The organism is Achromobacter deleyi (assembly GCF_902859705.1).
Lineage (GTDB): Bacteria > Pseudomonadota > Gammaproteobacteria > Burkholderiales > Burkholderiaceae_B > Achromobacter > Achromobacter deleyi.
The window spans coordinates 97,177-120,066 of the sequence record NZ_CADIJO010000008.1 but is presented as its reverse complement, the minus strand read 5'-3'; the positions used below and the strand labels follow the sequence as shown (position 1 = coordinate 120,066).

The following is a 22,890-nucleotide window of genomic DNA, read 5'->3' as shown; positions in this document are numbered from 1 at the left end:
GCGCGTGCCACGCTGTACCCCTTCAAGCAAGCCCCAACAAACGGGGACGCAATTATTGGCACATCCTTGCAACAATAAACTACATGAGAAGCGTTTGCATTACACTTCCTCGCGATATGTTGTTTCAGCCCGTGCAAGGAAGCCACCATGCAAGACCCGCGGCCCGTCGGCCAGACTCCCTCCGTTCGTTCTCGCGCCGCACTGCGGCGTACCACCAGCCTGGTGCTGATGGCGCTTGCCAGCAGCGCTGCGCTTGCGCAGCAAGCCGACGTTGCCACGTTGCCCGCCGTCAAGGTTGAAGGCCAGGGCGATCTCACCACTACGGAAGGAACCGGTTCGTATACGCCGCGCGCCACCGCCGCCAGCACCGGCTTGCCGATGTCGCTGCGCGAAACCCCGCAATCGGTCACCGTCGTCACGCGCCAGCGCATCGATGACGAAAACATGCGGTCGCTGGCCGACGTCATGGCCAGCACGCCGGGCATTTCGGTGCAGAACTACGACAGCGAGCGCTATTCGTTCAACTCGCGCGGCTTTGCCATCAGCAACTACATGTACGACGGCATCCCGACGTCGTTCGATATGGGCTACGCGGGGGGCGAGTCATCGCAGGACCCCATCATCTACGACCGCGTCGAAGTCGTGCGCGGCGCCACCGGTCTGTTGACCGGCGCGGGCAACCCGTCGGCATCCGTCAACCTGGTGCGCAAGCACGCCACCAGCCGCGAGTTCACGGCAGACATGAGCGTCAGCGCCGGCAGCTGGGATACCTATCGCGCCACCGTTGATCTGTCGTCGCCGCTGAATGCCAGCGGCAGCGTGCGCGGCCGCATCGTGTCGGCCTACCAGGACAACCATTCCTTCCTGGACAACTACGAGAACCGCAAGAAGGTCTTCTACGGCGTGGTGGATGCCGACCTGACCTCGCGCACCACGTTAAGCGTGGGTTTCAACTACCAGGACAACCAGCCCAAGGGCAGCAGCTGGGGCGGTTTTCCGCTGTGGTACGCCGACGGCGGCCGCACGGACTGGAAGCGTTCGCTGAACACCGGCGCGGACTGGACCTCGTGGGCCAGCACCACGCAGGGCGCCTTCGCCAGCCTGGAACATCGCTTCGACAACGACTGGCGCATCCAGACGACGGCGTCATATTCCAAGAACGAAATGGACGGCAAGCTGCTGTACCTGTACGGCTTGCCGGACCGCAACACCGGCCTGGGCGTGAACGGCTCGCCGGCCTGGTACTACGGCGACCGCCAGCAGAACAGCCTGGACGTGAAGGCCTCGGGCCCCTTCAACCTGTTCGGCCGCACCCATGAAGCCGTATTCGGCGCCAGCTTCAGCCGACAGTATGCCGACTTCCGCGGCCGCTTCCCGGCGGGCGCCGCCGCGCCGGTGGGCAATTTCTACGATTGGGACGGCTCGTATCCCGAACCGCAGTGGGGCGAATCCAGCACCGCCAGCCGCTACACCACCAAGCAGACCGGCTGGTACAGCGCGCTGCGCTTCAGCCTGGCCGACCCGCTGAAGCTGATCGTGGGCGGGCGCTACAGCACCTGGAAGACGGACTCGGTGGGGTTTGCCGGCGGCAACAAGCAGGCCTTCGACAAGGATGCCTTCACGCCCTACGCCGGCCTGCTGTACGACATCAACGAGAACTACACCGCCTACGTCAGCTACACCGGCATCTTCAACCCGCAAAGCTATCAAGACCGCAACGGCAGCTGGCTGGACCCGCTGGAGGGCAAGGCCTACGAGGCCGGCGTCAAAGGCGAATTCCTGGAAGGCCGCCTGAACGCGTCCGCCGCCGTATTCCAGATGAACCAGGACAACGTGGCCCAGATCGACCCGGGCCAATTTGTGCCCGGCACCATCAACCAGGCCTATCGCGCCGGCCAAGGCACCCGCAGCCGCGGCTTCGATCTGGAAATGTCGGGCGAAGTCTCGCCGGGCTGGAACGTGGCCGCCGGTTATTCGCACTGGACCGCGCGCGACGGCGACGGCAACGGCATCCAGACCGACCAGCCGCGCAGCCTGGTGCGCCTGTTCACCACCTACCAGTTGCCGGGCAGCTGGAACCGCCTGACCGTGGGCGGCGGCGTCAACTGGCAGAGCAGCATCTACACCCTGGCCAGCGGCCCCAACGGGCAGGAACGCGTCGGCCAGGGCAGCTACGCTCTGACCAACCTGATGGCCCGCTACAAGTTCGACCGCAGCCTGTCGGCGCAGTTGAACGTCAACAACCTGTTCGACCGCAAGTATTACTCGCAGGTGGGGTTCTACAACCAGGGGGCGTGGGGCGCGGGGCGTAGCGCAACCTTGACGGTGCGCTACCAGTATTGAGGCAGCTTCAGTCCTCGGCGCGCCACGATTTGCGCCGCCGGACCCGCGGCTTGGGCACCACGCCCAGGCGCGGGTCGCGCGCCAGCGCCAGTTCCACCAGCTGCGCCGCACGCGCCTCGAAACCTTCATCCGTCTGCGGCAGGTACAGCCACTTGCTCAATTGCGGATGCGGCACCAGCCCGGGCACGTCTTGCATCAGCGCCGCCTGGCGATCGTGCGAGGTGCACACCATGACCCCATTCCAGGGTTCGTCCCGGTCGGCCACCACCAGGTACAGCGACCCGTCCAGGTAGGCCGCATCGCAGCCGAACATCTTGCGATGCGTGAAATGGGCGTCCCGTTCCAGGGGCTCGATGATCCACAGCAGCGAGTTCTGGCGAACGGGGCGCGACTTTCTGGGCGGGGCGAACGGGTCGGGGGCGTGGCGCATGGGGCAAGTGTAGCGAATCGGGCTGCGCCAACGGGCCAGGGGCCGCACTGCCTATAATCATCCCTGATCCCCGCTTTGACGGCAGTCTTGCCGTGCCTCATGTCCCCTAAGCCTTTACGCGTCCTGTCGGTCATTCCGCCGATGACGCAGCTCAACACCCCATACCCGTCCACGGCCTACCTGACCGGCTTCCTGCGTTCGCGCGAGGTCCCGGCGGTGCAGGAAGACCTGGCGCTGGCCCTGGTGCTGCGCCTGCTGTCGGCCGACGGCCTGCGCGCCGTCGCCGCCCAGATCGACGCCTTGCCCCTGGAAAAGCACACCCCGCCCATCCAGGCCTTCATCGCCATGCAGCCACGCTACCTGGCCACCATCGGCCCGGTCATCGCCTTCCTGCAAGGCCGGGATTCCACCCTGGCGCACCGCATCGCCGGCCGCAACTTCCTGCCCGAAGGGCCGCGCTTTGCCACGCTGGACGTCTATATGGACGAAGACGGCGGCGATCCCCTGGGCTGGGCCTTTGGCGCCCTGGGCCTGCAAGACCGCGCCAAGCATCTGGCAACGCTGTACCTGAACGACCTGGCCGACGTGCTGCGCGACGGCATTGATCCTCGCTTCGAATTCGTGCGCTACGCCGAATCGCTGGCCGGCAGCCAACCCACCTTCGACCCCCTGGCCCAGGCCCTGGCCGCGCCGCTGAACCTGGTCGACGAAACCCTGCGCGACCTGACCCGCGAAGCCCTGGAGCGCCACGCGCCCACCATGGTGCTGCTGTCGGTGCCGTTTCCCGGCGCCGTCTATGCCGCCTTTCGCATCGCCCAGGCCATCAAGGCGCACGACCCCGGCATCATCACCGTGCTGGGCGGCGGCTTCGTCAACACCGAACTGCGCGAACTGAAAGACCCGCGAGTCTTCGACTATATCGACTACGTCTGCCTGGACGCCGGCGAACGCCCCTTGCTGGCCCTGCTGGAACACGTGCAGGGCAAGCGCTCGCGCTCACGCCTGGTGCGCACCTTCCTGCGCGACGCAGAATCCGGCCAGGTCCGCTACATCAACATGGTCGAGCCCGACGTCGCCTTCGCCGAAGTCGGTACCCCCACGTGGGATGGCCTGCCGCTGGACCGCTACCTGTCGCTGCTGGACATGCTGAACCCCATGCACCGTCTCTGGAGCGACGGCCGCTGGAACAAGCTCACCGTTGCCCATGGTTGCTACTGGAAGAAATGCAGCTTCTGCGACGTCAGCCTGGACTACATCGGCCGCTACGAAGGCGCGTCCGCCACCGTGCTGGCCGACCGCATCGAAGCCATCGTCCGCGAAACCGGCCAGACCGGCTTTCACTTCGTCGACGAAGCCGCACCGCCCAAGTCGTTGAAAGCCCTGGCCACCGAGCTGATCGAGCGCAACGCCGGCATCTCGTGGTGGGGCAACATCCGCTTTGAAAAGACCTTCAGCCCCGAACTGTGCGAACTCCTGGCCGACAGCGGCTGCATCGCCGTGTCCGGCGGGCTGGAAGTGGCATCCGACCGCCTGCTGAACCTGATGAAAAAAGGCGTCTCGGTGGACCAGGTCGCCCGCGTCACCCGCGCCTTCACCGACGCCGGCATCCTGGTGCACGCCTACCTGATGTACGGGTTTCCCACGCAGACCGTGCAAGACACCGTCGACGCGCTGGAATACGTGCGCCAGCTGTTCGAAAATGACTGCATCCAAAGCGGCTTTTTCCACCGCTTTGCCTGTACGGTGCATTCCCCGGTGGGCAAGAACCCCGAGGAATACGGCGTCACGCTGCAGCCGCTGCCCGAAGTCACCTTCGCCAAGAACGACATCGGCTTTCACGACCCCACCGGCGTCGATCACGACGCGCTGGGGCGGGCGCTGAAAAAAGCGATCTACAACTACATGCACGGCATCGGTCTGGACGAAGATGTGCGAACCTGGTTCCCGTTCAAGGTGCCCAAGACCACGGTCGCGAAGAACCGCATCAGCCGCGCGTTGAGCCAGCGGGGGTAGGGCGGGTCTGGACGACCCGCCCGGGGCCTACAGCAGCAACGGCGAAATCTTGCTGCCGTCCACCGACACCCCGGCGACCAGGCCGCCGTTGTTCAACACGAAGCCGACGATGGGCTGCTGGATGGTGTACGAATCGATATTGCCGTTCACGCCCAGATTCGCCACGGCCACCGTCGCGTCGGCGCCCACCGTCCAGCCGCTGCTGTTGCGGAACTTGGCCAGGGCATCGTCCGTCATGAACATGACCACCATGGCCTTGGACTGCGCGCCGATCTGCAGGCCGATGGACCCGCCCGTGATGCTGTAGTACCCGGTGTCCTGGCCATTCACACGCAGAACCCCCGAACCATGCTGGGCGCCCACGATGAAGCTGGCGCTCAATACGGCCGGAAACACCAGCACGCCGCGAGCCTGGGCCACCAACTGCTTGGATTGGGGCGCGGCCTCGTACAGCTTGGACAAGGTCGCCGTGGCGGCGGCGTTCAATTCCTGGCGCTTGTCGGCAGCAGACGCCGTCGATTGCGGGCCGGTGGTGGTGCAACCGGTGAACACGGCGCTGGCAAGGCCCAGGGTCAAAGCGGACAGGGCGATGCGGCGCGATTTCGACGAGAGATCAAGCATGGCGATTCCTTTGGGTCGATAAGACCCTTGACGACGCGTCAGGGAGCGAGTGCTCAGGGGCAGGATACCCCGGCTTTGGGTGGGCCGTGTGGATTGCGGGCCGGCATCGCACGGTATGATTCCTAGCTGTTTCCAGGCCGGCCGGCTCAATGGCCAGAGGGTTCATCGATGAAAAAAAGCCTCCCGCTCTTGCTTGGCGTGTCCGTCCTGCTGACGGCCTGCGGCCCCAACAAGATCATCGTCGATCTGCCGTCGCCTGACGGCAAATACCACGTCGAAGTGCGCAAGTGTCCGCAAGCCGGATCATTGACGTGGACGGAAAAAACGCAGGTCTCGGTTCTGGATCGCGGTGTGTCCGAAGCGTGCCAGTCCGCCGTGAAATCCCTGGCGCAGTTCGATGCGCCCACCCCGGAAGATCAGCTGCAACTGGAATGGCTGTCGGACACCGAGCTGCGTGCGTGGCACCCGTCTTTCAACCCGGAATATGGTCCGCAGTCTGCGAATTTCAAACCGGGTACGCCGATCAAGCTGGTGTACGCGCCGAAGAAATAGGGGGGGCGGGCTGTCGTCACAATAGGATCGGCGTGCCGCGAGGCAGGTCATATACTGACCCTTCCGATGGGAGGGTGCCATGTGCAGCCACTACCAGACCCTGAAAGACGCCGAACTGCTGCTGAAGCTATTCGGCGTGCCGATGCCCGAAAAACCGTATGCGCACGACATGCATCCGGGCGTGAATGGGCTGTTCGTACGTCGGCCAATCAAGGGCAATGGCAACGGCAATCGTGAACAGCGCGAAGCCGTGGTCGGACGCTGGGGCCTGACCCGGCGCGGCGCTGCGCTTTCGCCAAAACTGTCCACCTTCAACGCCCGGTCAGACCGACTGGAAACGGCCCGCACCTTCCAAGCCGCCTGGTTCGACCGGCAACGTTGCATCATCCCGGCCGACGCCATTTTCGAACCGGACTGGCGTCAGAAATTCCAGATACCCACGCGCTTCACCCGAGCCGATGGCCACCCGCTGGGCCTGGCGGGTATCTGGGAGCGCGGTCTGGATGCCGAGGGCGGTGTACTGGAAACCTACAGCATGATCACGGTCAACGCCGACGATCACGCATTATTCCAGCGGTATCACCGCAGCAGTGAAGAAAAGCGCATGGTCGTGTTGCTGGCCGATACCGCCTACGACGCCTGGCTGGGCGGCTCGCCTGACGAAGCCATGTCCCTGCTGCGGGGTGCGCCGGCAGAAAGCTGGTGTGCCACGCCAATGCCGCAAGGGAATGCGACCAATCTATCGTTGTTTTAGTCGCGCGGCGCTGCACAGGGCCCGTCGTTGACGGCCAATGCGGCCGCGCAATCCCGCGCAGCCAATCAAGTTCTCACGACGCGCGGTTTCAAAGCCCCCGCGCTAGCCCCTTGGCCGTGTCCTCGACCGACCGGCCTTCATTCACGGCATCCTTGAGTTCGCTGACGAACCACGGCAGCACCAACTTTGTGTCGCCGTCCGACAGCCCGATCCGCAGCCGTTCTTTCGGCTCGCAGACCTCTACGCCATTCTGCGACGAACCCTCGCCTTGCACCGTGGCGGGCTTGGACAAACCAAGTGCGGGGGTGGAAAACACCGGGTCCGTCGTGATGGCCGATGCGGTGGCGGCTACGCCAAGCAGCACAGCGCCGGCAAGCAATTGGATTCGGAAGGTCGGCATGGTGCGCATCCTTTGAAAACTCGGGGGGGCTGCACGGGCGACCCGCCAGTTTCGCGGGTGCGCCGTGATGTAGATATTTCGCTATTGTGCTGCGCGCAGAGGCGATCAGGTACGGGAGAGTTGTGATCGTCTGTGAAGATCTGCGCGCGGCCGGGCCACGCTACATGTCGGCGCGCCTGATGAGCGCAGGCAGCGGCTCGCCGGCCCGATACCGGTGAACCATGTCATCGGGGCCAAAACGGCGACCTAACCTCGTGGGTAAGGTAAAACGGCGTGCTGAGCTTGTCAGCACGCCGTCGGTCTTTACAGCAACAGCAGTTGCACGCTACCGGGGTGACTACGCCAATGGGCGCAAACACTCTCTTCGCGACCAAAACGCCAGCGCGTATAGGCCGTTACATATACGGTCTTCAAGTCAATCATCGCTTACCTCTTACGAGAAAAGCGAGAGCGATAGGAGATCACTACGGCAAGTGTTAAACTTCGCCGTTGTATGCAGTGATCGGCAGAGGGGCGCTCTCAACTTCCTTGCCGCCGACGCTCCATCGACGAGCGATCTGTACGTCAGCAACCCGTCCAAAGGTCGATGTGCAGATTTCAAGTCTGTGGTGCAAATTGCCTACCACCACCCCAAACAAGCCCTTCCTGTCAGTAGGTCCTTGCTTGGGGTGTTTCTTTTGTGCTACCCGCCCGGTAGGCTAAGGGCAAGTAGCTAGTACTCTTCTCATTGGTCACTCTCCTCTTCTTGAACGAATGAAGGAGATGCCATTGTGTCTCGATAGTTTTTCAATATGTATTCCGTCATTTTGATGACGGAACTCCATTGCCTTTCGTCCATGTTGTCGGGTAGATCAACTACACCATCTTGCATCCCGAATATCGGAATGGGGATGTGAATTCGCCCCGGCTTCGCGGCGCGAACGGGAAGAGAACCGTGTAGAGACTGCTCCACAGGTGCGTTTTTCGATGCATCTATTGGGGGTGAACTCTTCGATCGCTTCTTACCAGTGGCGCTGACAGGTGCTGCGGGCGCCCTCACGTGTGGGCTCAATGAAATACCAGCTTCTTTCGCCGCACCGAGAAAGAACGCAACCGATTTCGTCAACGTAGATCCTGAGATTTCGTACTGTCGAAAGCGATCAGCCATCTGCTGAGTTGTTGCGCTATTGAGATTGACCGTGCCGTCTGACATGAAGTCATACGAAGACTCGATCATGCGCCGCGTGATGCCCCTTGCTTCTTCTTCGTCGGCATTGACCAGTTCTTGCAGAAGAGGGGTGGGTTTACTCGCATCATCTACCAATCCGAACCATTTCAGCGTGGCGATCAACGCGGATTGTTCAGATCCAGATCGCTTTTTTAGAACACTGCGATCGACGACTCCGGGCAGCACTTGATGATCCCTGAACTCTTTAAGCAGGTTCTCGAAACTTCGGTACGAAGTGTAGGGGGGTTTGGTGACGCTCTTGTCGTTCATGGAGTCCACTCCTTTCGGAGTTAGTGGAGGTGAGCGAATGATACTCGCCTCAGCGCTCTCTAGACAAGAAAAAAAGACGATTTTTTTTCTACACCCGGCCCGGGCTGGTCTGTGAGGGTTAGTCTAAATTTTGTGATTCCTTATGTTGTTGTTATGAATCAATGACTTATGTTTTTGTTTTGGTTCTTTGCGTGGACTTTTAATCATAAAAAGCCAATTCGCCAACAAGGTTGGGGCTGTGTTAGTGGCTGCCATTCAGGGGAATCCATCGTCATTTAAGGTTAGTGAATGGCATTCAAATCCGGTCGTACCCGAATTTAGCGCTACTCCATAGCGCAATCCGGATACGAGGCACGATAGATGCGTTGGAAGCAAGGCACCTTGTGATGCCACCGAGAGGCGGGGCGTCCTACTAATGAGTGGCACCATCGTTGCGATAGATGCCCTGGGAAAAGGAAAGGGCCGTGTGCGGCCCTTTCTCTGTTTCTTGGCAGGATGTGATGCAGGAAAAATGACCCTTCATCCCCGGAAGCCGCGTCGTTCCAGCGTCTTAGTTAGTCGTTCCGCAGGATGCTTTTGAGGTGGATTCTTGTGTTGTGCAATGATTCGTGCATCCCTCGCTGGGTGCTTCGACCCAAGCATGTCGGTCGTGTTGATTGGATGTCTATGTCCTTCGTGCGGCAAGCTCCGCAAGACCCTCGTAATCTGACAACAAGTTTTCTTATTCGGGTGGAAGCAAGGGTGGTCAGATTGGCGGGATCCAAGCGGCCAGTCTGCAAAGCCCTCATTGCTGCTTTGCAGCTGGCTGCAAAACTGCGCGATCGTTTGAGGGTATGAGAGCTCAGATCGGGGCTATGCCACATTCGGCGCCTGGCCAGCCCTCATCGTTGTGTAGAGCGGGCCGGTTAGTAATTTTGGTGCTTTTACACTTTACATATTGTGCGATCTGCTGATAGCGCGTGATGAGGCGTTCCGAGGATTTGCCATGCCGCTTTATGCACCACCCGCACCCCCCAACGCATCCATCACCCGCGCCGAATAAACCATCGCCGCTCCCGCATTCATCGCCACCGCAACCCCCAGCGCCTCGGCAATCTCTTCACGCGACGCGCCCAGTTTCACCGCCGTGTCGGTATGCACCGCGATACACCCATCACAGCGCGTCGTGACCGCAACGGCCAAGGCAATCAGTTCGCGGGTCTTGGCGTCCAGGTGTCCGGTCTTTTTGCCGGCACCCGAAAGCGTCCGATAACCGCCCAGGGTGTCGGGCGACAGTTTGCCGAATTCGCCGATGCGGCCCATGAGTTGCGTGCGGTATTCGTTCCAGTCGAGCATGTTCGTTCCTTTTCATCAGGGGAAGGGCGTTGACGGCCAACGCCATGAGGGAAAGTGTAGGACGGCGAAATGCGATCTATGGCATAGTTAAGTCTTGATATTTAGCGAATTCGTCTCATGGATGCGTTGAGTCAGCTACTGGCCCTGGCGCAGGGTGAAATCCGCTTGGATACGCGTTGCGCGCTGAGCGGCAGTTTCATCCTGCCCCACGAGCCCTTGCCGCCCGGGCAGGCCGTTTTCCATCTGGTGCTGGATGGGCGGTGTCGGGTGCAGTCGTTGCCGGGCACGTTTCTCGATCTGTCGCCGGGCAGCTTTGTGTTGTTGCCGCAAGGGCAGGCGCATACGCTGAGCGGCATGAATGCCGGGGCGGGGCAAGCGGCATCGAGGGTGACGCAAGAGCAATCGGTCGACGCGCTGCTACCTGTCACTCGCACCGCCGATGCCGACGGTGACGGCGAAGTGGATTTGCTTTGCGGTCGGCTTCTTTACAGCCAAAGCGGCAGCACGTTGTTGATGCAGCAGTTGCCGCCCGTCTTGCAGGTGTGCCTGCATCAGACGCCGGGCATTGATGCGTTGCGAACGCTGACCCAGTTGTTGAGGCATGAGGTATCGGCCAGGCAGCCCGGCGCCTGGGCGATCGCCAATGCCTTGGCGCAGGCGTTGCTGGCCTATGCGATGCGCGCCTATGGCGAGGGCGAGTCCTCTGACGCGCCCCAACCGAGCTGGCTGGCCCTGATTGCCGACGAGCGCCTGTGCGCGTCGTTGCAGGCGATGCTGGCCGACCCGCAGGGCCCCTGGACGCTGGATACCCTGGGCGCCGCCGCGGCGATGTCGCGAGCCACCTACGCCAGGCGATTCAAGGACGCCTCGGGCATGACGCCCGGCGCCGCGTTGCTGGCGGTGCGCATGATGCACGCGAGCAAACTGATGCTGCAGACGCGCCGGACGCTGGCGGATATTGCCGAGGCCGTGGGTTATCAATCGGAAGCCGCGTTTGGCAAGGCGTTCCGGCATGCGTTGGGCAGCACGCCTGGGCAATGGCGCAAGAGCAGGGCGAACGTGTGACGCCGCAGCCAGGTGAACGGGCGGGTTCGACCAGCCCAGGGCAATGAGCTTTGGAGTTCAGACAACCCAAGCATTTGAGTGCATCGGAATCGATCCTCACGCATTCATGTACTATCTTCCATCGATTCTGTCGTGTCCCTAAATTCTGACCGCGACACATGCCGACCAGTGAAAGGCGAGTTTCACAATGCGCTGCAGCCTGTTTTCGTGACAGCGCCTGGCGGGATCGGCTCGCTGGACCGCGGTTCGCACACGTCAAACCCATCAAGAAAAACGGAGAAAGTTGATGCGCTTAAAGGCTCTTGCACTCTGCATGCTGGCAGGATTTGGAACGTCGGCCGCGGCACAAGACAGTACGCAAACGCTGCAACAGGCCTTCAAGCAGATTCCGCAGGCGGTGTTGTCTGCCCCGCAGGCCATGCAGATTTTCTTTCTGGATGCGCAGGCTTGGCGCGGACTGGAAAAATCCGGCCCGACGGCCGACAGTATGCGCAGGCTGAGCCTGGCGCATCCGATCCAGCCGATCGAATCGATTGGCCATGGGCTGGACCAGTGGTCGCTGAATGCGAAGATCGCTTTTGACGAGGTGTCGTATTTCGCCGGGTTTGGCCAGGCGCCGTCCAATGTCAGTTATTGGGGGCTGAAGAATAAGCAAGCGGTCGCTAAATTGGTCGCTGACCTGAAGCAAGGCGATTTTGTGGCGGTGGAGGGCGGTGTGCCGGGCCTGATCGCCAATGGCGCCGAGGGCGCGATGGATCTGAAGAAGGCCAATGCGAAAAGCCCGTGGCGCGGCATGATGGGCAAGACCAGCTTTGTGCTGCCGCTGGATTCGGCGTTGATCCAGGCGCCTTCGGCGGCGGGCATGAAGGATCTGGCGCAGACCGCGCCGTCGGTGGCCGACAGCGAAGTCGTGGCGGCCGCGGTGGCGGGTTTGAAAGAGGCGGTGCCTGCGAACAGCGGCCGCATCGTTCAGGCCGCGGTGATTTCCCCGGTGATGGGGCTTAACGCGGTCGATCCGGCGAAGGTGTTGCTGTCGACCCATGGCGATATCGACATCGCCAAGCAGAATCTCAAGGCGGCGACTGAGGCCAATGGGCGCGGTATTCCGCCTTACTTCTCGGGGATTCTTGCGGACGCGCAGATCGACGACGTGCCGGCGGTGGTGATTTCGCTGGCCTACGCGGATTGCGCGACCGCCAAGCAGGCGGTTGACGGTATCGATGCGGCCTGGAAGGCGAGCATGGCGGCTGCGGTGCCGGCCAAGTTCTCGGGCAAGACGGTCCAGGTCGGCAAGCTGTGTGCAGCGGTGGTGAACCTGACGGCGCCGAAGGCCGAAAATGCCGGCAACCCGATTTTGGCGCAGGTGATGAACCGCTATATGCGGCGCGACTTCACCGTGCTGCAGATCGGCGCGCCGCGCTGATCGCGCGCCTAGGCTTTTTGCGTCTAGGCCTCTTGCGTCAACAGCTTCAAGGGCGGCCCATTTGCCACGCCAGTGGCACGTGGGTCGTTCTTTGCAGGGGCAGGGACGCGTCGGCGAAGCGCGCTTCGATGCGGTCGCGTTCGCGGGCGTCGACGCGTTCGCCCAGTACCAGCGGAAGCTGCCGGCAACGGTTCAACGCTTCGGCTGCGTTGATACCCAGCAGATCAGCGGCTGCCTTGGCGGCAGCCAGCAGGCGGTCTGCCGGGCATGCGGTCAGGTGAAGGTCGTATTCCGCGTAGATGTCGCGGGATAGCCCCGGCGTCGGCTCGGGTTCGTTGCCCCGCTATAGAACTCGCCACGGTCCAGGAACGCGTCTTGCTCGGCGTAGTGTTCGAGTGCGACGGCATAGTCTTCCAGCTGCGATAACGGCTGCTGCCGTTTCTGCACACTCAATACGTCGGCGAAGGTGGCGGCTTCCAGATAGTTGACCAGTCCGTGCGCCATGGCGAAGGCGGGGTGTTCCTCGCCGTCTTCGTCGACGGCAGGATCGTCTTCGTCTTCGCGGGTCGACAGATAGAGTTGGGCGTCGACCAGCGGCACGTCATCGGTCACGTAGACCCAGCAATAGCGGTCCCAGACGTCGCCGTCGTCATGACACGCGGCGATGGCTTCGATGCCGTCGCGAAGGTAGAGGAGTTTGCGCATGGGAAGGAGTCCGCCGAAAAGGGCGATGATGCCAGATTCCGATGCATGGACGGCGCGCCAGCACGAAGATGCAGGGTCCCACTTTCATTGATTCACACCCCCGCCACAAAGGCAGGGCCGTGTCTTTCATTGACCCGTCACCGGCGTTTGACACCATTTTTTACTGCGTTTCGCGGCCGTAGCCGCCATCCTCACCCGTACACTACCGGGAACATCAAGGAGCATTATGTCGATTCAAACGTTGGGCCGTTACGGTGTCGTGCTGTTTCTCGCGGTGCTCAGTTCGGGCTGCGCCAAGGTCGTTGGCGAATGCGGCTGGGTCCGCAGCAGCTGCATGTATGACGGCAAGTACGAAGAAGGCGAAGAAGACTACGCCGAAGCCGAAGCCAAGCGGCTGAACAAGCAATCCACGGATCGGCTGCGTCGCAGCAATTGATTCCGCGGCGCGCGTGTTGAAGCGGGCGAGGTCACTGGCCCGCCCGTGCCGAAAGCCGTCAAAAGACAAAAAGCGAAACCCATGCCAGGTTTCGCTTTTTGCTTTTTGCTTTAAGCCGCCACCGCCGCTTCCGGCAAGAAAAACCGATCCTTCAATTCCTGCAGGCCGATCCGGTCCAGCATCTCGGTCAGGCGTTCGGCCGGCTTTTTCTTCGGCAGGTTCTTGTACTGCGCGATGATCAGTTCGTTCTTCATCGAGTGTTCCCAGCCGACCAGCTCGGTCACGCTGACCTGGTAGCCGTGGGCTTCCAGTTGCAGGCAGCGCAGCACGTTGGTGATCTGGCTGCCGAATTCACGCGTATGCAGTGGGTGGCGCCAGATTTCGGCCAGGGGGTCGGCCAGGGCGCGGGCTTTGTTCTTTCTCAGCACGGACGCCACTTCGGCCTGGCAGCAGGGCACGACGACGATGTATTTGGCCTTTTTTTCCAGCGCGAAATGAATGGCGTCGTCGGTGGCGGTGTTGCAGGCGTGCAGGGCGGTGACGACGTCGATGGTCTTGGGCAGTTTGTCCGAGGTGATCGATTCGGCCACCGACAGGTTCAGGAACGACATGCCGTCAAAGCCCAGGCGCTTGGCCAGTTCTTCGGATGACTTGACGAGTTCTTCGCGGGTTTCGATGCCGTAGATGTGCGAGCCGCTCTTGGCGGCGTCTTTCTGTTCCTTGAAGAACAGGTCATACAGGATGAAGCCCAGGTACGACTTGCCCGCGCCGTGATCCGCCAGGGTGACGGCGCCGCGTTCCTCTTGGACGTCCTTGAGCAGGGGCTCGATGAACTGGAACAGGTGGTAGACCTGTTTCAGCTTGCGGCGGCTGTCCTGGTTCATCTTGCCGTCGCGGGTCAGGATGTGCAGGGCCTTGAGCAGTTCAATCGACTGGCCGGGGCGGATGTCGTGGGTTTTTTCGGACATGGGGCAAGGCAATGCGCCCCGCGGGCAGCGGGGCGCAAAAGAAGGCGGGAAAGCGTCAGTTTAACGAAATCCCTAGGCCGCAGGCGCGACCGCGGCGCCCTCGATGCCATGGCGGGCCAAGGCTTGCTCGACGAAACCGCTGCGTTTCATGTCTTCGACGAAGGCGGCCAGCACCTGCTGCGCGGCCTCGCCGCGGCGGCGCGGCAGGCCCATGGCCTGGCGGATGGTCATGAAGCTGCCGGGCAACAGGCGCAGGCCACCCAGGCGGGCGGCGTCGGCTTCGAGCTGCTGGCGCACGCCGGCGGCGACTTCCGTGCCGTCTTGCAGGAAGGTGTCGACGACGGTGGGCGAGGTGGCGGCGCGGGTGATGGCGGCGTGGCGAAGTTCACGCGTCAGGTACAGGTCGTAGGCGCTGCCTTGGCCGACGGTGACGCGGTGACGCGGGTCGTCGACCTGGGCCATGTCGTGCAGGGGCGAGTCGTGGCGCACCAGGTAGGCGCCTTCGATCAGCACGTAGGCGTCGGTGAAGGCGATGTCGGTGGCGCGCTTGGGGTCGATGGCGAAAAAGCCGATGTCGGCGTCGTTCTGGCTGACGGTGTCGACGGCCTTGCCGGCGCTGTCCAGCACGACCAGGGTCAGCGGCACGCCCAGGCGGTCGGCGAAGGCCCGGGCCAGGTCGACGGAGACGCCCGCGGCATGGCCTGCGGCATCTCGCCGGGCCAGGATGGGGTTGCCCAGGTTGATGGTGGCGCGCAGGGTGCCGGTGGGGGTGAAGGCTTGCAGGATGTGGGGGGCGATGGCGGTCATGGTGAATGGAAAAAAGGAATTCGAAAAGAGAGCGTCAGGGGATAACAGGCGTCAGACCTCGTGCCGCCCCGCTTTTGCCGCACAACAAAGATCAATCCGTGTGGGCTGAAGATCTTCGCCAAACCAGGCATTGATCGCGGCGCGGCGCTCGCCGACGTAGACGGGCGCGCCGGTGTCATCGAGCGTCATGCCCAGGTCATGGCCCGGCACCAGCAAGGTGCCGGGCCGCTTGCGCCACCACGCCCAGATGCGTTGCAGGCTGGCGTGGCTGGCTGCCGCATCGGCAGTGTCGGCGACTTGTCCGGAAAGCAATTCGGCGCGGTTCTTGGCCGCGTCGCCGGTGAACAGCACCGCCTGGCGGGGATCGTCGACGTAGAACAGCAAGTGGCCGGGCGTGTGGCCCGGCGAGGCAATGGCGGTGATGCCGGGCAGGAAAGTGTCGCCGTCCCCGATACGGCGAACGCGCGCCTGGCGGTTCAGTTCCTGCACGTACAGCTCGGGCAGGGGGTTGAAGCCCGGCGGTTGCGCGGCGGCCCATTCCAGTTCCTGCTGGCCGATCCACACGGTGGCGTTGGGAAACAGGGTGAAGTTGACGGCGTGGTCGTAGTGGGCGTGGGTGAGCACGACGTCGGTGATGTCGGCGGGCGCGACGCCGCAGGCGTCCAGGTGCGTGGCCAACTGGTGCCGCACGCCAAAGGCGCCGACGTCGACCAGGATCTTGTGATTGGCCGAGCGCAGCAAGGTGCTGGTGCTCCAGCCCAGGCCGCCGTGGCAGACGGCGCGCCCCGGGTAGCCCTGGATCAGGATGTCGATCTGGTACATGGCGTCATTCCGCGGTGATGTGGGCGTGGGTGATCAGCGTGCGGTAGCGTTGCAGGTCGTCGCGCAGCTGGCGTGAGAAATCGTCGGGCGTGCCGGCGACGATTTCGTTGCCGCCTTCGGTGGCCAGTTTACGTATCACCTCTGGGTCTTGCACGGCCTGCATCACGGCCTGGTGCAGCGTGGCGAGGATGCCGGGATCGGTGCCGGCCGGGGCCAGCAGGCCCTGGAACTGGGTCACGACGAAGTCGCGGTAGCCCAGTTCCTGCAGGGTGGGCACATCGGGCAGGCTGGACGCCCGCCGCGGGCCGGTGACGGCGTAGGCGCGCAGCTTGCCGGACTGGATGTGCGGGGTGGCGGTCACCGTCGTGTCGAACGTGAAGGTCAGCTGGCCGCCCAGCACGTCGGTCAGGGCCTGGGCGTTGCCCTTGTAGGGCACGTGCGTCATCTGAGTGCCGGTCTGCAGCGCCAGCAGTTCGCCGGCCAGGTGGCCGCCTGCGCCCAGGCCGGCCGAGCCGTAGGTGACGGCGCCGGGTTTCTTGCGGGCGGCGGCGATCAGGTCGTCAAGGCTGTGCACGGGCGATTGCTGCGGCACGACCAGGGCGTACTGGTAGCTGGTGATCTGGCTGATGGGCGCGAAGTCCTTCAGCGGGTCATAGGGCGTTTTCTTGTACAGCGACGGGTTGACGACCAGCGGGCCGCTGGCGTCCAGCAGCAGCGTGTAGCCGTCTGGCGCGGCCTTGGCGACGAAGTCGGTGCCGATCATGCCGTTGGCGCCCGGCTTGTTCTCGACGACCAGGGTGCCCTTCAGCGTCTTGCCCATGTGCGCGGCGATGACGCGCGCGGTGATGTCGGCGGCGCCGCCGGCCACGTAGGGCACGATCAGGCGGATGGGCTGCTTGGGGTAGCCCGCGGCCGCATCTGCGGCGTGTGACGCGGGGGCGGCCAGGGCAGCCAGCAGCCCCAGTGCAAAGAAGGCTGAGCCTTTCATGATGTGTCTCCTCCAGGATGCGTGGCCGCGTCAGCCGTGGGGCTGGCCGGCGTGGCGGCGCAGCAGCGCCAGCACGTCGGGGGCGATGTCGATGCCGTGCTGGCGTTGGCGGGCCAGCTTGGCCAGTTCGATTTCGCCGGGCTGGATCACGGGGCGTTGCGCGTCGGCCGGCGGGCTATCGTGCAGGATAGCGGCGAAGTCGTTCATGCGTTCGGCCAGCCATTGCGTCGAGCCCAGGCGGCGGGTGTCGATGAGCAAGAAGAAATGCCCCAGGTTCTGCGGTTCGTCGGGCGCGTCGACCCAGGATTTGACGTGGGTCAGGTAGGCCGCGTTGGAGAGCAGGCCGGCGAACAGGTCCACCATCAGCGCCAGCCCGTAGCCCTTGTGGCCGCCGATCGGCAGCAGGAAGCCGTCCAGGGCTGCCTTGGGATCGGTGGTGGCCTGGCCCTGGGCGTCGGTGGCCCAGGTGTCGGGGATGGCTTGGCCGGCCTTCAGGGCGTTGCGGATCTTGGCGCGGGCCACCACGCTCATGGCCATGTCCAGCAGGAAGTGCTGGCCGCCCGGGTTGGGCACGGCAAAGCCGATGGGGCTGTTGCCCACGCGGGCGTCGGTGCCGCCCCACGGGGCGATGGTGGTGGTGGCGTTGCTGCCGATGATGCTGGCGTAGCCGGCTTCGGCGGCGATCAGGCCGTAGGGCGAGATGGGGCCGAAGTGGTTGCTTTGGCGGGCGAAGGCGATGCCGACGCCGCATTCGCTGGCGGCCTGCATGGCGGCGCGCAGCGCATGCATACCGACCAGCGGGCCGACGCCGTTGTCGCCGTCGACCATGCGCAGGGCGGGCGCGGGGCGGGTGACCTGAATATGGGCCTGGGCATTGATGCCGCCGACCTGCAGGCGTTCGCCATACGATTCGATGCGCGACAGGCCGTGGGTGGACAGGCCGAACAGGTCGGCCAGCACCAGCACGTCGACGACGTCGGCGGCATCCTGGGGCGGCAGGCCCAGGGCCTGGAAGGCGCGTACGCCCAGGTCACGCAGGTCGGCTTCCGCGATGACGGCGGGGGCAGGGGAACGGGCAGGGGCGGTCGTGACGCCGGTGGGGGCAGCCATGGTCAAAGTCCTTGTGCAAACAAAAGAGGGGGCGATGGGGGCGGGGCTATTGCGCGGAAATGTGCGCGTCGCGCACGACCTTGCTCCAGCGGCGCTCTTCGGCGTCGATGAAGGCGGCGAACTCGGCGGGGCCGGCGCCGGACGGCTCGGCGGCGTCGTGGGCCAGGCGCTGGTGCACGGCGTCGCTTTTCAGGGCGGTGTTGGCGGCGGCCTGCAGGCGCGCGACGACGGCATCCGGGGTGCCGACCGGGGCCAGCAGGCCGAACCACTGCGAGCTCTCAAACCCGGCAAAGCCTTGCTCGGCCACGGTGGGCACGTCGGGCAGGATGGGCAGCCGGTGTTCCGAGCCCACCGCCAGGATCTTGATCTTGCCGGCCTGGGCGTGCGGCAACAGGCCCGGAATGCCGGCGGCGGCCGCATCGATGTTGCCGGCCAAGAGGTCGGTGACCTGGGCGCCGGTGCCCTTGTAGGGCACGTGCACCACATCGACGGCCGCGGCAGTCTTGAGCATTTCGAAGGCCAGGTGGCCGGCGCTGCCGTTGCCGGCCGAACCGTAGTTCAAGACGCCGGGCTTGGCGCGGGCCAGGGCTACGAATTGCGGCAGCGTGGCGGCCGGCACCTTGTCGCCCACGGCAAACACCATGGGCAGCTTGGCCAGCAGCACGATGGGAGCGAAGTCGCGGCGCGGGTCGTACGACAGATTGGGCATCATGGTCGGGTTGACCGCCAGCGTGCCCACATGGCCCAGGATCAGCGTGTAGCCGTCAGGCCGGGCCCGCGCGACTTCCTGGGTGGCGATGGTGCCCTGGCCGCCGCCCTTGTTTTCGACGATGACCTGCTGGCCCAGGTCGCGCGACATTTCCACGGCCACGGCGCGGGCCACGACGTCGGAACTGCCGCCGGGGCCGTAGGGCACGAGCAGGCGGATGGGGCGCTGCGGCCAGGCGTCGGCGGCCTGGGCGGACGGCATGGCAGACAGCAGCAAGGGGGCGGTCGCAAGGGCCAGCGCGGTGCGCAGGCAGGCTCTCCGTAACGGCTTCATGGGGTGGGGTCTCCTGGTCTGGGCCGCTATTGGTTGCGGCTGGAAGACATCGTGCCCGGCGCCCGGAATCGAGTAAAGTGCAAAAATTAGTTCAATTCTTGATGAAAACGCATGAATTTCGATCTCGCGGATCTACGCGCCTTTCTGGCGGTAGCCGACCTGGGCAGTTTTCGCGCGGCGTCCGAGGCGCTGCATCTGTCGCAGTCCGCGCTGTCGCGGCGGGTGGACAAGCTTGAGGCGGCGCTGGGCGTGCAGCTGATGACGCGCACGACCCGCAAGGTGGAACTGACCACCATCGGCCGGGGCTTCGTGCCCAAGGCCCGCAGCGTGCTGAACGAACTGGAAAGCGCGTTGATCGGCATTCGCGACGTGGCCGAGCGGCTGTCGGGCATGGTGACGATTGCCTGCGTGCCGTCGGCGGTGGCGTATTTCCTGCCGGATGTGATCCGGGAATATCACGCGCAATACCCGCGCATCCGCATCCGCATCATCGACGAGTCGTCGTCGCAGGTGCTGACGGCGGTGGCGCGGGGCGATGCCGATTTCGGCCTGACCTACATCGGCGCCAACGACGCCGAGATCGAATTCAAGCCCTTGCTGGAAGAGGCCTTCGTGGCCGCCGTGAGCCGCAAGCATCCGCTGGCACGGCGCAAGTGGGTGGGCTGGGCCGACCTGGAAGACCACCCGTACATCACGCTGGCCCAGGGTAGCGGCAACCGCTTCCTGATGGACCAGGCGCTGGTGCACAGCGGCTGCCGGCCGCGCCATTTCTGCGAGGTGCAGCACGTGCCGGCGCTGGTCAGCATGATCGAGGCGGGGCTGGGCGTGGGCGTGGTGCCGCGCCTGGCGATGCCGGGGCCGGAACATGGCACGCTGGTCAGCGTGCCGCTGCGCAACCCCACGGTGACGCGCACCATCGGCCTGATCCATCCGCGCGGCAAGGCGCTCAACCCGGTGGCGCGGCTGTTCTACGACCTGTTGGCGCAGCGGGTGGAAGCGCGCCAAAAATAACAGGCCGCCCGAAGGCGGCCTGTGTTTGCAGTGCCGGGTGCGATGCGTGGTCCGATATCTACCGAACTTGCATCAGCGGCATCAAGCCGGAAAAACCGGCTCGCCCAGGTTCAGCATCAAGCGGTTGGCCCACGCAAAGATCGCGTCGGAATGCAGCAGGTCCAGCACCTCGCCTTCGGTCAGGCCCACATCTTTGAGCGCCTGGATGCTGTCGGCATTGACGGCGGCCGGCGCGTCGGTGATCTGGATCGAGAACTTGCCGATCGCCAGTTCGCGCGCGGTGGTGCCGGCGGTGGCGGGGTCTTCGAACACCTGGGCGATCACGTCATTGCGCTTGGCCAGTTGTTCGAAGCGCTGCGCATGCACCGACGCGCAATACACGCAGCCGTTGACGCGCGACACCACGGTGGCGCCCAGCTCGCGCTCGGCGCGCGACAGGCCGCCCGGCGCATACATGATGGCGTTGAACGCCGTGGAGCGCTGGCGCAGGATTTCCGGCTGGTGCACCAGAAAGCGGTAGTAGTCCGAGACCTTGGCCTTGGGGTGGCTTTCTTCCAGCACGGCGATCTGGTCGGGCGTGGCCGTGTCCAGGTCGATGACGTCGAGCCAGGCCTTCCATTCCAGCGATTCGTTGGTGAAGCCGTGGTTCTTGATGACGTCGCCGGGGGCGGTGGCGGCGGTGTTGGCCGGGAAGGGCGCGGCGGGCGTGCCGGCGGCGCGGCCGGGTTGTTCAGCCAGCGACTTCATGGCGTCCAGGCCCGCCACCAGGCGCACCTGGTACGACAGGAAGGCGATCAGCTGCGACAAGGTCACCACGGCCGGCGTCGAGACGCCCGCGGCCGGCAGGGTCTTGAGCGCGGCTTCGTCACCTTCGACGGGCTTTTCGATCAGCTTGCGCGTGAATTCCAGGATGGCGGCCAGGCGCGGATCGGCGGCGTCCGCGGGCTTGCCGGATTCGGCCACCTGGATGTCGGCGGCGTTGGCGCCCGCATCCACCAGACGCTGGCGGTAGTGGGCGGCCAGCGCAGGCGACGGCGTCAGGCGCGACGCGTACAGCGCGACCAGCAGGCGCTCGGCCAGGGTCAGGCCGGGCAGCGCCGGGTCGAACAGGGCGTCGTAGCTGCCCTGCGTGGCGGCAGCGACCTTGTCGCGCTGGTGGCGCGCGGCGTAGGTGGAGCTGCCGGCCTTCAGGCCGACGAGCTGGTCAACGAGGTCTTTCGCGGCGTCGTAGACGATAGGTTGTTGTGCCATTGAGGGTGTCTCCTTGGGTGTCATTGAGCCGGCTTGGCGGCCGCGCGAGCCTTCACCGCTGCGTCCAGGAACGCCAGCACGCCTTCCCAGGATTCCTGGTCGGCACGGGCGTTGTCCTTGGGGTTGCCGCCGCTGGTGCTGATCTTGCCGGACACGGGGTGGGCGTAGACTAGCTGCGTGGTGGGCACGTACGGGAACAGGATGGAATGCCCGCCGTTCTCGTAGTCCAGCCACTTGACCGGGTACGGGTGCTGCACGTCGGCCAGCTTGTCCTGCACCATCTTCGAATACAGGCTGGACGGCCACGAGCCGTCGTCCGTGGCGGACAGCAGCATGACCGGGCCCTGGATGTCTTCGACGCGGATGCGGGCTCGCGCCACGGCGTCCGGGTCCTGCAAGGCGGTGAGGATGGCCTTTTCGTGGCGATGCGGCGACGGGCCTTCGTCGAACGGCGCCCAGGTGGCGGTGCGGTTGTTTTCCCAGACGTGGGGCAGCGGTTTGCCGCCCAGCAGCCAGGTCGGGCCTTCGCGGCCGATCTTCGGGTCGCAGGCGTTCTGGCCGCTGTGCACGACGGCGCCGGGCACATAGGCCACCACCGCCGACACTTCGGTGGGGAAGGTGGCGCCCAGGAGCAGCACCAGTTCGCCGCCGCGCGACTGGCCGCTGATGGCGACGAAGTCGTGCTTGGGCTGAACCTTCTTGCGCAGCCAGCGCAGGCCGGTCTGGAAGTACTCCAGCGGGGTGTTCGAGATGTAGTCGGACAGGCCCGGCGCCTTGAAATACGCCAGCGCAAAGGCGGCATAGCCGCGCGAGGCATACAGCGCCGCGCGCGGTTCGTTGATGCCGCCGCCCGAGCCGTTCAGGATCATCACGGCCGGGTGCGAGCCGGGCGTGGCGCCGGCCGGCAGGTACAGCGTGCCGACCAGGCCTTCTTCACGCACGTCGATGCGGGTGACGCCGTCGGCGGCCAGGCGCTGCACGAAGCGGCCCTGGGCCTGCGCACCCGCGGCGCGCACGACGATGTCGGTGACCAGGGCCTCGGTGACCGGGTGGTTGAAGTGTTCGCGGCTGGGCGAGTCCACGGGCGACTGCGACCACACCAGGCCCATGGGCGACACGCCGGCATAGTCGCCCGACGCCGGGGCGTCGCGCGACAGGTCGACCACGCCGTCCTCGCCCGCCACGAAGGCGGCGTGGCTTTGCCACAGCACGCCGTTGCGGCGGGTCAAGGCGGTGATCTCGACCGTCTGGCCGGGCGCGACGTGCTCGACCCGGATATGGCGCGGCACGTCGATCAGGGCGTCCGCGGGGGTGATGGAAAGGGTCGGGACCATGGT

Annotated in this window: 22 protein-coding genes; 8 read left to right on the top strand and 14 right to left on the bottom strand. The window is 64.5% G+C overall.

Translation table 11 applies throughout. The annotated features are described in order from the left end of the window. Nucleotides 1-147 precede the first annotated feature (147 nt). Entirely contained in the window at nt 148-2,343 is a 2,196-nt protein-coding gene (gene fhuE, locus HV798_RS13975; RefSeq protein WP_175192128.1) for a ferric-rhodotorulic acid/ferric-coprogen receptor FhuE, read from the top strand. Between the two features lie 7 nt (nt 2,344-2,350). On the opposite strand, the gene HV798_RS13970 is transcribed toward fhuE, so the two are convergent. Further along, nucleotides 2,351-2,773 carry a hypothetical protein gene (locus HV798_RS13970; protein WP_175192129.1) on the bottom strand — a complete coding sequence of 141 codons (423 nt, stop codon included), beginning with the start codon at nt 2,771-2,773 and terminating at the stop codon, nt 2,351-2,353. Between the two features lie 99 nt (nt 2,774-2,872). Here HV798_RS13970 and HV798_RS13965 point away from each other — a divergent pair, with 99 nt between their 5' ends. Then, nucleotides 2,873-4,786 carry a B12-binding domain-containing radical SAM protein gene (locus HV798_RS13965; protein ID WP_175192130.1) on the top strand — a complete coding sequence of 638 codons (1,914 nt, stop codon included), beginning with the start codon at nt 2,873-2,875 and terminating at the stop codon, nt 4,784-4,786. A gap of 27 nt (nt 4,787-4,813) precedes the next feature. On the opposite strand, the gene HV798_RS13960 is transcribed toward HV798_RS13965, so the two are convergent. Then, nucleotides 4,814-5,407, bottom strand: a complete 594-nt coding sequence (locus HV798_RS13960) for a BPSL1445 family SYLF domain-containing lipoprotein (RefSeq protein ID WP_175192131.1) — start codon at nt 5,405-5,407, stop codon at nt 4,814-4,816. A gap of 168 nt (nt 5,408-5,575) precedes the next feature. Here HV798_RS13960 and HV798_RS13955 point away from each other — a divergent pair, with 168 nt between their 5' ends. Together HV798_RS13955 and HV798_RS13950 are read left to right on the top strand one after the other, a co-directional pair. Then, nucleotides 5,576-5,959, top strand: a complete 384-nt coding sequence (locus HV798_RS13955; protein WP_175192132.1) for a hypothetical protein — start codon at nt 5,576-5,578, stop codon at nt 5,957-5,959. 79 nt (nt 5,960-6,038) lie between these two features. Continuing rightward, nucleotides 6,039-6,713 (top strand): SOS response-associated peptidase, encoded by a 675-nt coding sequence (locus HV798_RS13950; RefSeq protein WP_175192133.1) that lies wholly within the window; start codon nt 6,039-6,041, stop codon nt 6,711-6,713. A gap of 88 nt (nt 6,714-6,801) precedes the next feature. On the opposite strand, the gene HV798_RS13945 is transcribed toward HV798_RS13950, so the two are convergent. The 3 genes from HV798_RS13945 to HV798_RS13935 all read right to left on the bottom strand — a co-directional run bounded on the left by HV798_RS13945 (nt 6,802) and on the right by HV798_RS13935 (nt 9,925). Further along, on the bottom strand, nt 6,802-7,113 hold the full coding sequence (locus HV798_RS13945; RefSeq protein WP_175192134.1) for a hypothetical protein: 312 nt from the start codon (nt 7,111-7,113) through the stop codon (nt 6,802-6,804). 724 nt (nt 7,114-7,837) lie between these two features. Further along, entirely contained in the window at nt 7,838-8,590 is a 753-nt protein-coding gene (locus HV798_RS13940; RefSeq protein WP_175192135.1) for a DUF5343 domain-containing protein, read from the bottom strand. Nucleotides 8,591-9,583: 993 nt separating this feature from the next. After that, nucleotides 9,584-9,925 (bottom strand): carboxymuconolactone decarboxylase family protein, encoded by a 342-nt coding sequence (locus HV798_RS13935; RefSeq protein WP_175192136.1) that lies wholly within the window; start codon nt 9,923-9,925, stop codon nt 9,584-9,586. Nucleotides 9,926-10,042: 117 nt separating this feature from the next. On the opposite strand from HV798_RS13935, the gene HV798_RS13930 reads away from it, so the two are divergent. Further along, nucleotides 10,043-10,990: a cupin domain-containing protein gene (locus HV798_RS13930; protein ID WP_175192137.1), complete on the top strand. Its 948-nt coding sequence runs from the start codon at nt 10,043-10,045 to the stop codon at nt 10,988-10,990. Nucleotides 10,991-11,303: 313 nt separating this feature from the next. Then, nucleotides 11,304-12,413, top strand: coding sequence for a hypothetical protein (locus tag HV798_RS13925; RefSeq protein WP_246288795.1), 1,110 nt, complete (start codon nt 11,304-11,306; stop codon nt 12,411-12,413). Nucleotides 12,414-12,686: 273 nt separating this feature from the next. Here the strand turns inward: HV798_RS13925 and HV798_RS13920 are convergent, their stop codons facing one another. Next, nucleotides 12,687-13,118, bottom strand: a complete 432-nt coding sequence (locus tag HV798_RS13920) for a DUF7716 domain-containing protein (RefSeq protein WP_175216462.1) — start codon at nt 13,116-13,118, stop codon at nt 12,687-12,689. A 226-nt stretch (nt 13,119-13,344) separates the two neighbouring features. Here HV798_RS13920 and HV798_RS13915 point away from each other — a divergent pair, with 226 nt between their 5' ends. Then, nucleotides 13,345-13,554, top strand: a complete 210-nt coding sequence (locus tag HV798_RS13915; RefSeq protein WP_025136111.1) for a hypothetical protein — start codon at nt 13,345-13,347, stop codon at nt 13,552-13,554. A 110-nt stretch (nt 13,555-13,664) separates the two neighbouring features. Here HV798_RS13915 and HV798_RS13910 read toward each other — a convergent pair whose 3' ends face one another. The 6 genes from HV798_RS13910 to HV798_RS13885 all read right to left on the bottom strand — a co-directional run bounded on the left by HV798_RS13910 (nt 13,665) and on the right by HV798_RS13885 (nt 19,291). Then, nucleotides 13,665-14,522 (bottom strand): class I SAM-dependent methyltransferase, encoded by an 858-nt coding sequence (locus HV798_RS13910; protein WP_175192139.1) that lies wholly within the window; start codon nt 14,520-14,522, stop codon nt 13,665-13,667. 72 nt (nt 14,523-14,594) lie between these two features. Beyond that, the gene (locus HV798_RS13905; protein ID WP_025136114.1) at nt 14,595-15,329 is read right to left on the bottom strand and encodes a transporter substrate-binding domain-containing protein; all 735 of its coding nucleotides are present in this window, start codon (nt 15,327-15,329) and stop codon (nt 14,595-14,597) included. Nucleotides 15,330-15,380: 51 nt separating this feature from the next. Further along, entirely contained in the window at nt 15,381-16,151 is a 771-nt protein-coding gene (locus HV798_RS13900) for an MBL fold metallo-hydrolase (RefSeq protein ID WP_175192140.1), read from the bottom strand. 4 nt (nt 16,152-16,155) lie between these two features. After that, a complete protein-coding gene (locus tag HV798_RS13895) occupies nt 16,156-17,139 on the bottom strand; it encodes a Bug family tripartite tricarboxylate transporter substrate binding protein (RefSeq protein WP_175192141.1) in 984 nt (327 codons plus the stop codon). 30 nt (nt 17,140-17,169) lie between these two features. Next, nucleotides 17,170-18,249 (bottom strand): Ldh family oxidoreductase, encoded by a 1,080-nt coding sequence (locus HV798_RS13890; RefSeq protein WP_175192142.1) that lies wholly within the window; start codon nt 18,247-18,249, stop codon nt 17,170-17,172. 46 nt (nt 18,250-18,295) lie between these two features. Beyond that, nucleotides 18,296-19,291 carry a Bug family tripartite tricarboxylate transporter substrate binding protein gene (locus tag HV798_RS13885; protein WP_175192143.1) on the bottom strand — a complete coding sequence of 332 codons (996 nt, stop codon included), beginning with the start codon at nt 19,289-19,291 and terminating at the stop codon, nt 18,296-18,298. 111 nt (nt 19,292-19,402) lie between these two features. Here HV798_RS13885 and HV798_RS13880 point away from each other — a divergent pair, with 111 nt between their 5' ends. After that, nucleotides 19,403-20,302 carry a LysR family transcriptional regulator gene (locus HV798_RS13880; protein WP_025136119.1) on the top strand — a complete coding sequence of 300 codons (900 nt, stop codon included), beginning with the start codon at nt 19,403-19,405 and terminating at the stop codon, nt 20,300-20,302. Between the two features lie 81 nt (nt 20,303-20,383). Here the strand turns inward: HV798_RS13880 and HV798_RS13875 are convergent, their stop codons facing one another. Together HV798_RS13875 and HV798_RS13870 are read right to left on the bottom strand one after the other, a co-directional pair. Continuing rightward, nucleotides 20,384-21,553 (bottom strand): CMD domain protein, encoded by a 1,170-nt coding sequence (locus HV798_RS13875; protein ID WP_175192144.1) that lies wholly within the window; start codon nt 21,551-21,553, stop codon nt 20,384-20,386. Between the two features lie 20 nt (nt 21,554-21,573). Continuing rightward, entirely contained in the window at nt 21,574-22,887 is a 1,314-nt protein-coding gene (locus HV798_RS13870) for an acyl-CoA thioesterase/bile acid-CoA:amino acid N-acyltransferase family protein (protein ID WP_025136121.1), read from the bottom strand. Nucleotides 22,888-22,890 lie beyond the last annotated feature (3 nt).

Excerpts from the sequence above, each read along its gene's own strand:
- HV798_RS13965 (WP_175192130.1), top strand. The coding sequence starts at position 2,873 with ATGTCCCCTAAGCCTTTACGCGTCCTGTCGGTCATTCCGCCGATGACG.
- HV798_RS13910 (WP_175192139.1), bottom strand. The coding sequence starts at position 14,522 with ATGTCCGAAAAAACCCACGACATCCGCCCCGGCCAGTCGATTGAACTG.
- HV798_RS13870 (WP_025136121.1), bottom strand. The coding sequence starts at position 22,887 with ATGGTCCCGACCCTTTCCATCACCCCCGCGGACGCCCTGATCGACGTG.
- HV798_RS13875 (WP_175192144.1), bottom strand. The coding sequence starts at position 21,553 with ATGGCACAACAACCTATCGTCTACGACGCCGCGAAAGACCTCGTTGAC.
- HV798_RS13950 (WP_175192133.1), top strand. The coding sequence starts at position 6,039 with ATGTGCAGCCACTACCAGACCCTGAAAGACGCCGAACTGCTGCTGAAG.
- HV798_RS13945 (WP_175192134.1), bottom strand. The coding sequence starts at position 7,113 with ATGCCGACCTTCCGAATCCAATTGCTTGCCGGCGCTGTGCTGCTTGGC.
- fhuE (WP_175192128.1), top strand. The coding sequence starts at position 148 with ATGCAAGACCCGCGGCCCGTCGGCCAGACTCCCTCCGTTCGTTCTCGC.
- HV798_RS13925 (WP_246288795.1), top strand. The coding sequence starts at position 11,304 with ATGCTGGCAGGATTTGGAACGTCGGCCGCGGCACAAGACAGTACGCAA.
- HV798_RS13920 (WP_175216462.1), bottom strand. The coding sequence starts at position 13,118 with ATGCGCAAACTCCTCTACCTTCGCGACGGCATCGAAGCCATCGCCGCG.
- HV798_RS13880 (WP_025136119.1), top strand. The coding sequence starts at position 19,403 with ATGAATTTCGATCTCGCGGATCTACGCGCCTTTCTGGCGGTAGCCGAC.
- HV798_RS13940 (WP_175192135.1), bottom strand. The coding sequence starts at position 8,590 with ATGAACGACAAGAGCGTCACCAAACCCCCCTACACTTCGTACCGAAGT.
- HV798_RS13895 (WP_175192141.1), bottom strand. The coding sequence starts at position 17,139 with ATGAAAGGCTCAGCCTTCTTTGCACTGGGGCTGCTGGCTGCCCTGGCC.
- HV798_RS13885 (WP_175192143.1), bottom strand. The coding sequence starts at position 19,291 with ATGAAGCCGTTACGGAGAGCCTGCCTGCGCACCGCGCTGGCCCTTGCG.
- HV798_RS13890 (WP_175192142.1), bottom strand. The coding sequence starts at position 18,249 with ATGGCTGCCCCCACCGGCGTCACGACCGCCCCTGCCCGTTCCCCTGCC.
- HV798_RS13970 (WP_175192129.1), bottom strand. The coding sequence starts at position 2,773 with ATGCGCCACGCCCCCGACCCGTTCGCCCCGCCCAGAAAGTCGCGCCCC.
- HV798_RS13900 (WP_175192140.1), bottom strand. The coding sequence starts at position 16,151 with ATGTACCAGATCGACATCCTGATCCAGGGCTACCCGGGGCGCGCCGTC.
- HV798_RS13915 (WP_025136111.1), top strand. The coding sequence starts at position 13,345 with ATGTCGATTCAAACGTTGGGCCGTTACGGTGTCGTGCTGTTTCTCGCG.
- HV798_RS13935 (WP_175192136.1), bottom strand. The coding sequence starts at position 9,925 with ATGCTCGACTGGAACGAATACCGCACGCAACTCATGGGCCGCATCGGC.
- HV798_RS13930 (WP_175192137.1), top strand. The coding sequence starts at position 10,043 with ATGGATGCGTTGAGTCAGCTACTGGCCCTGGCGCAGGGTGAAATCCGC.
- HV798_RS13955 (WP_175192132.1), top strand. The coding sequence starts at position 5,576 with ATGAAAAAAAGCCTCCCGCTCTTGCTTGGCGTGTCCGTCCTGCTGACG.
- HV798_RS13905 (WP_025136114.1), bottom strand. The coding sequence starts at position 15,329 with ATGACCGCCATCGCCCCCCACATCCTGCAAGCCTTCACCCCCACCGGC.
- HV798_RS13960 (WP_175192131.1), bottom strand. The coding sequence starts at position 5,407 with ATGCTTGATCTCTCGTCGAAATCGCGCCGCATCGCCCTGTCCGCTTTG.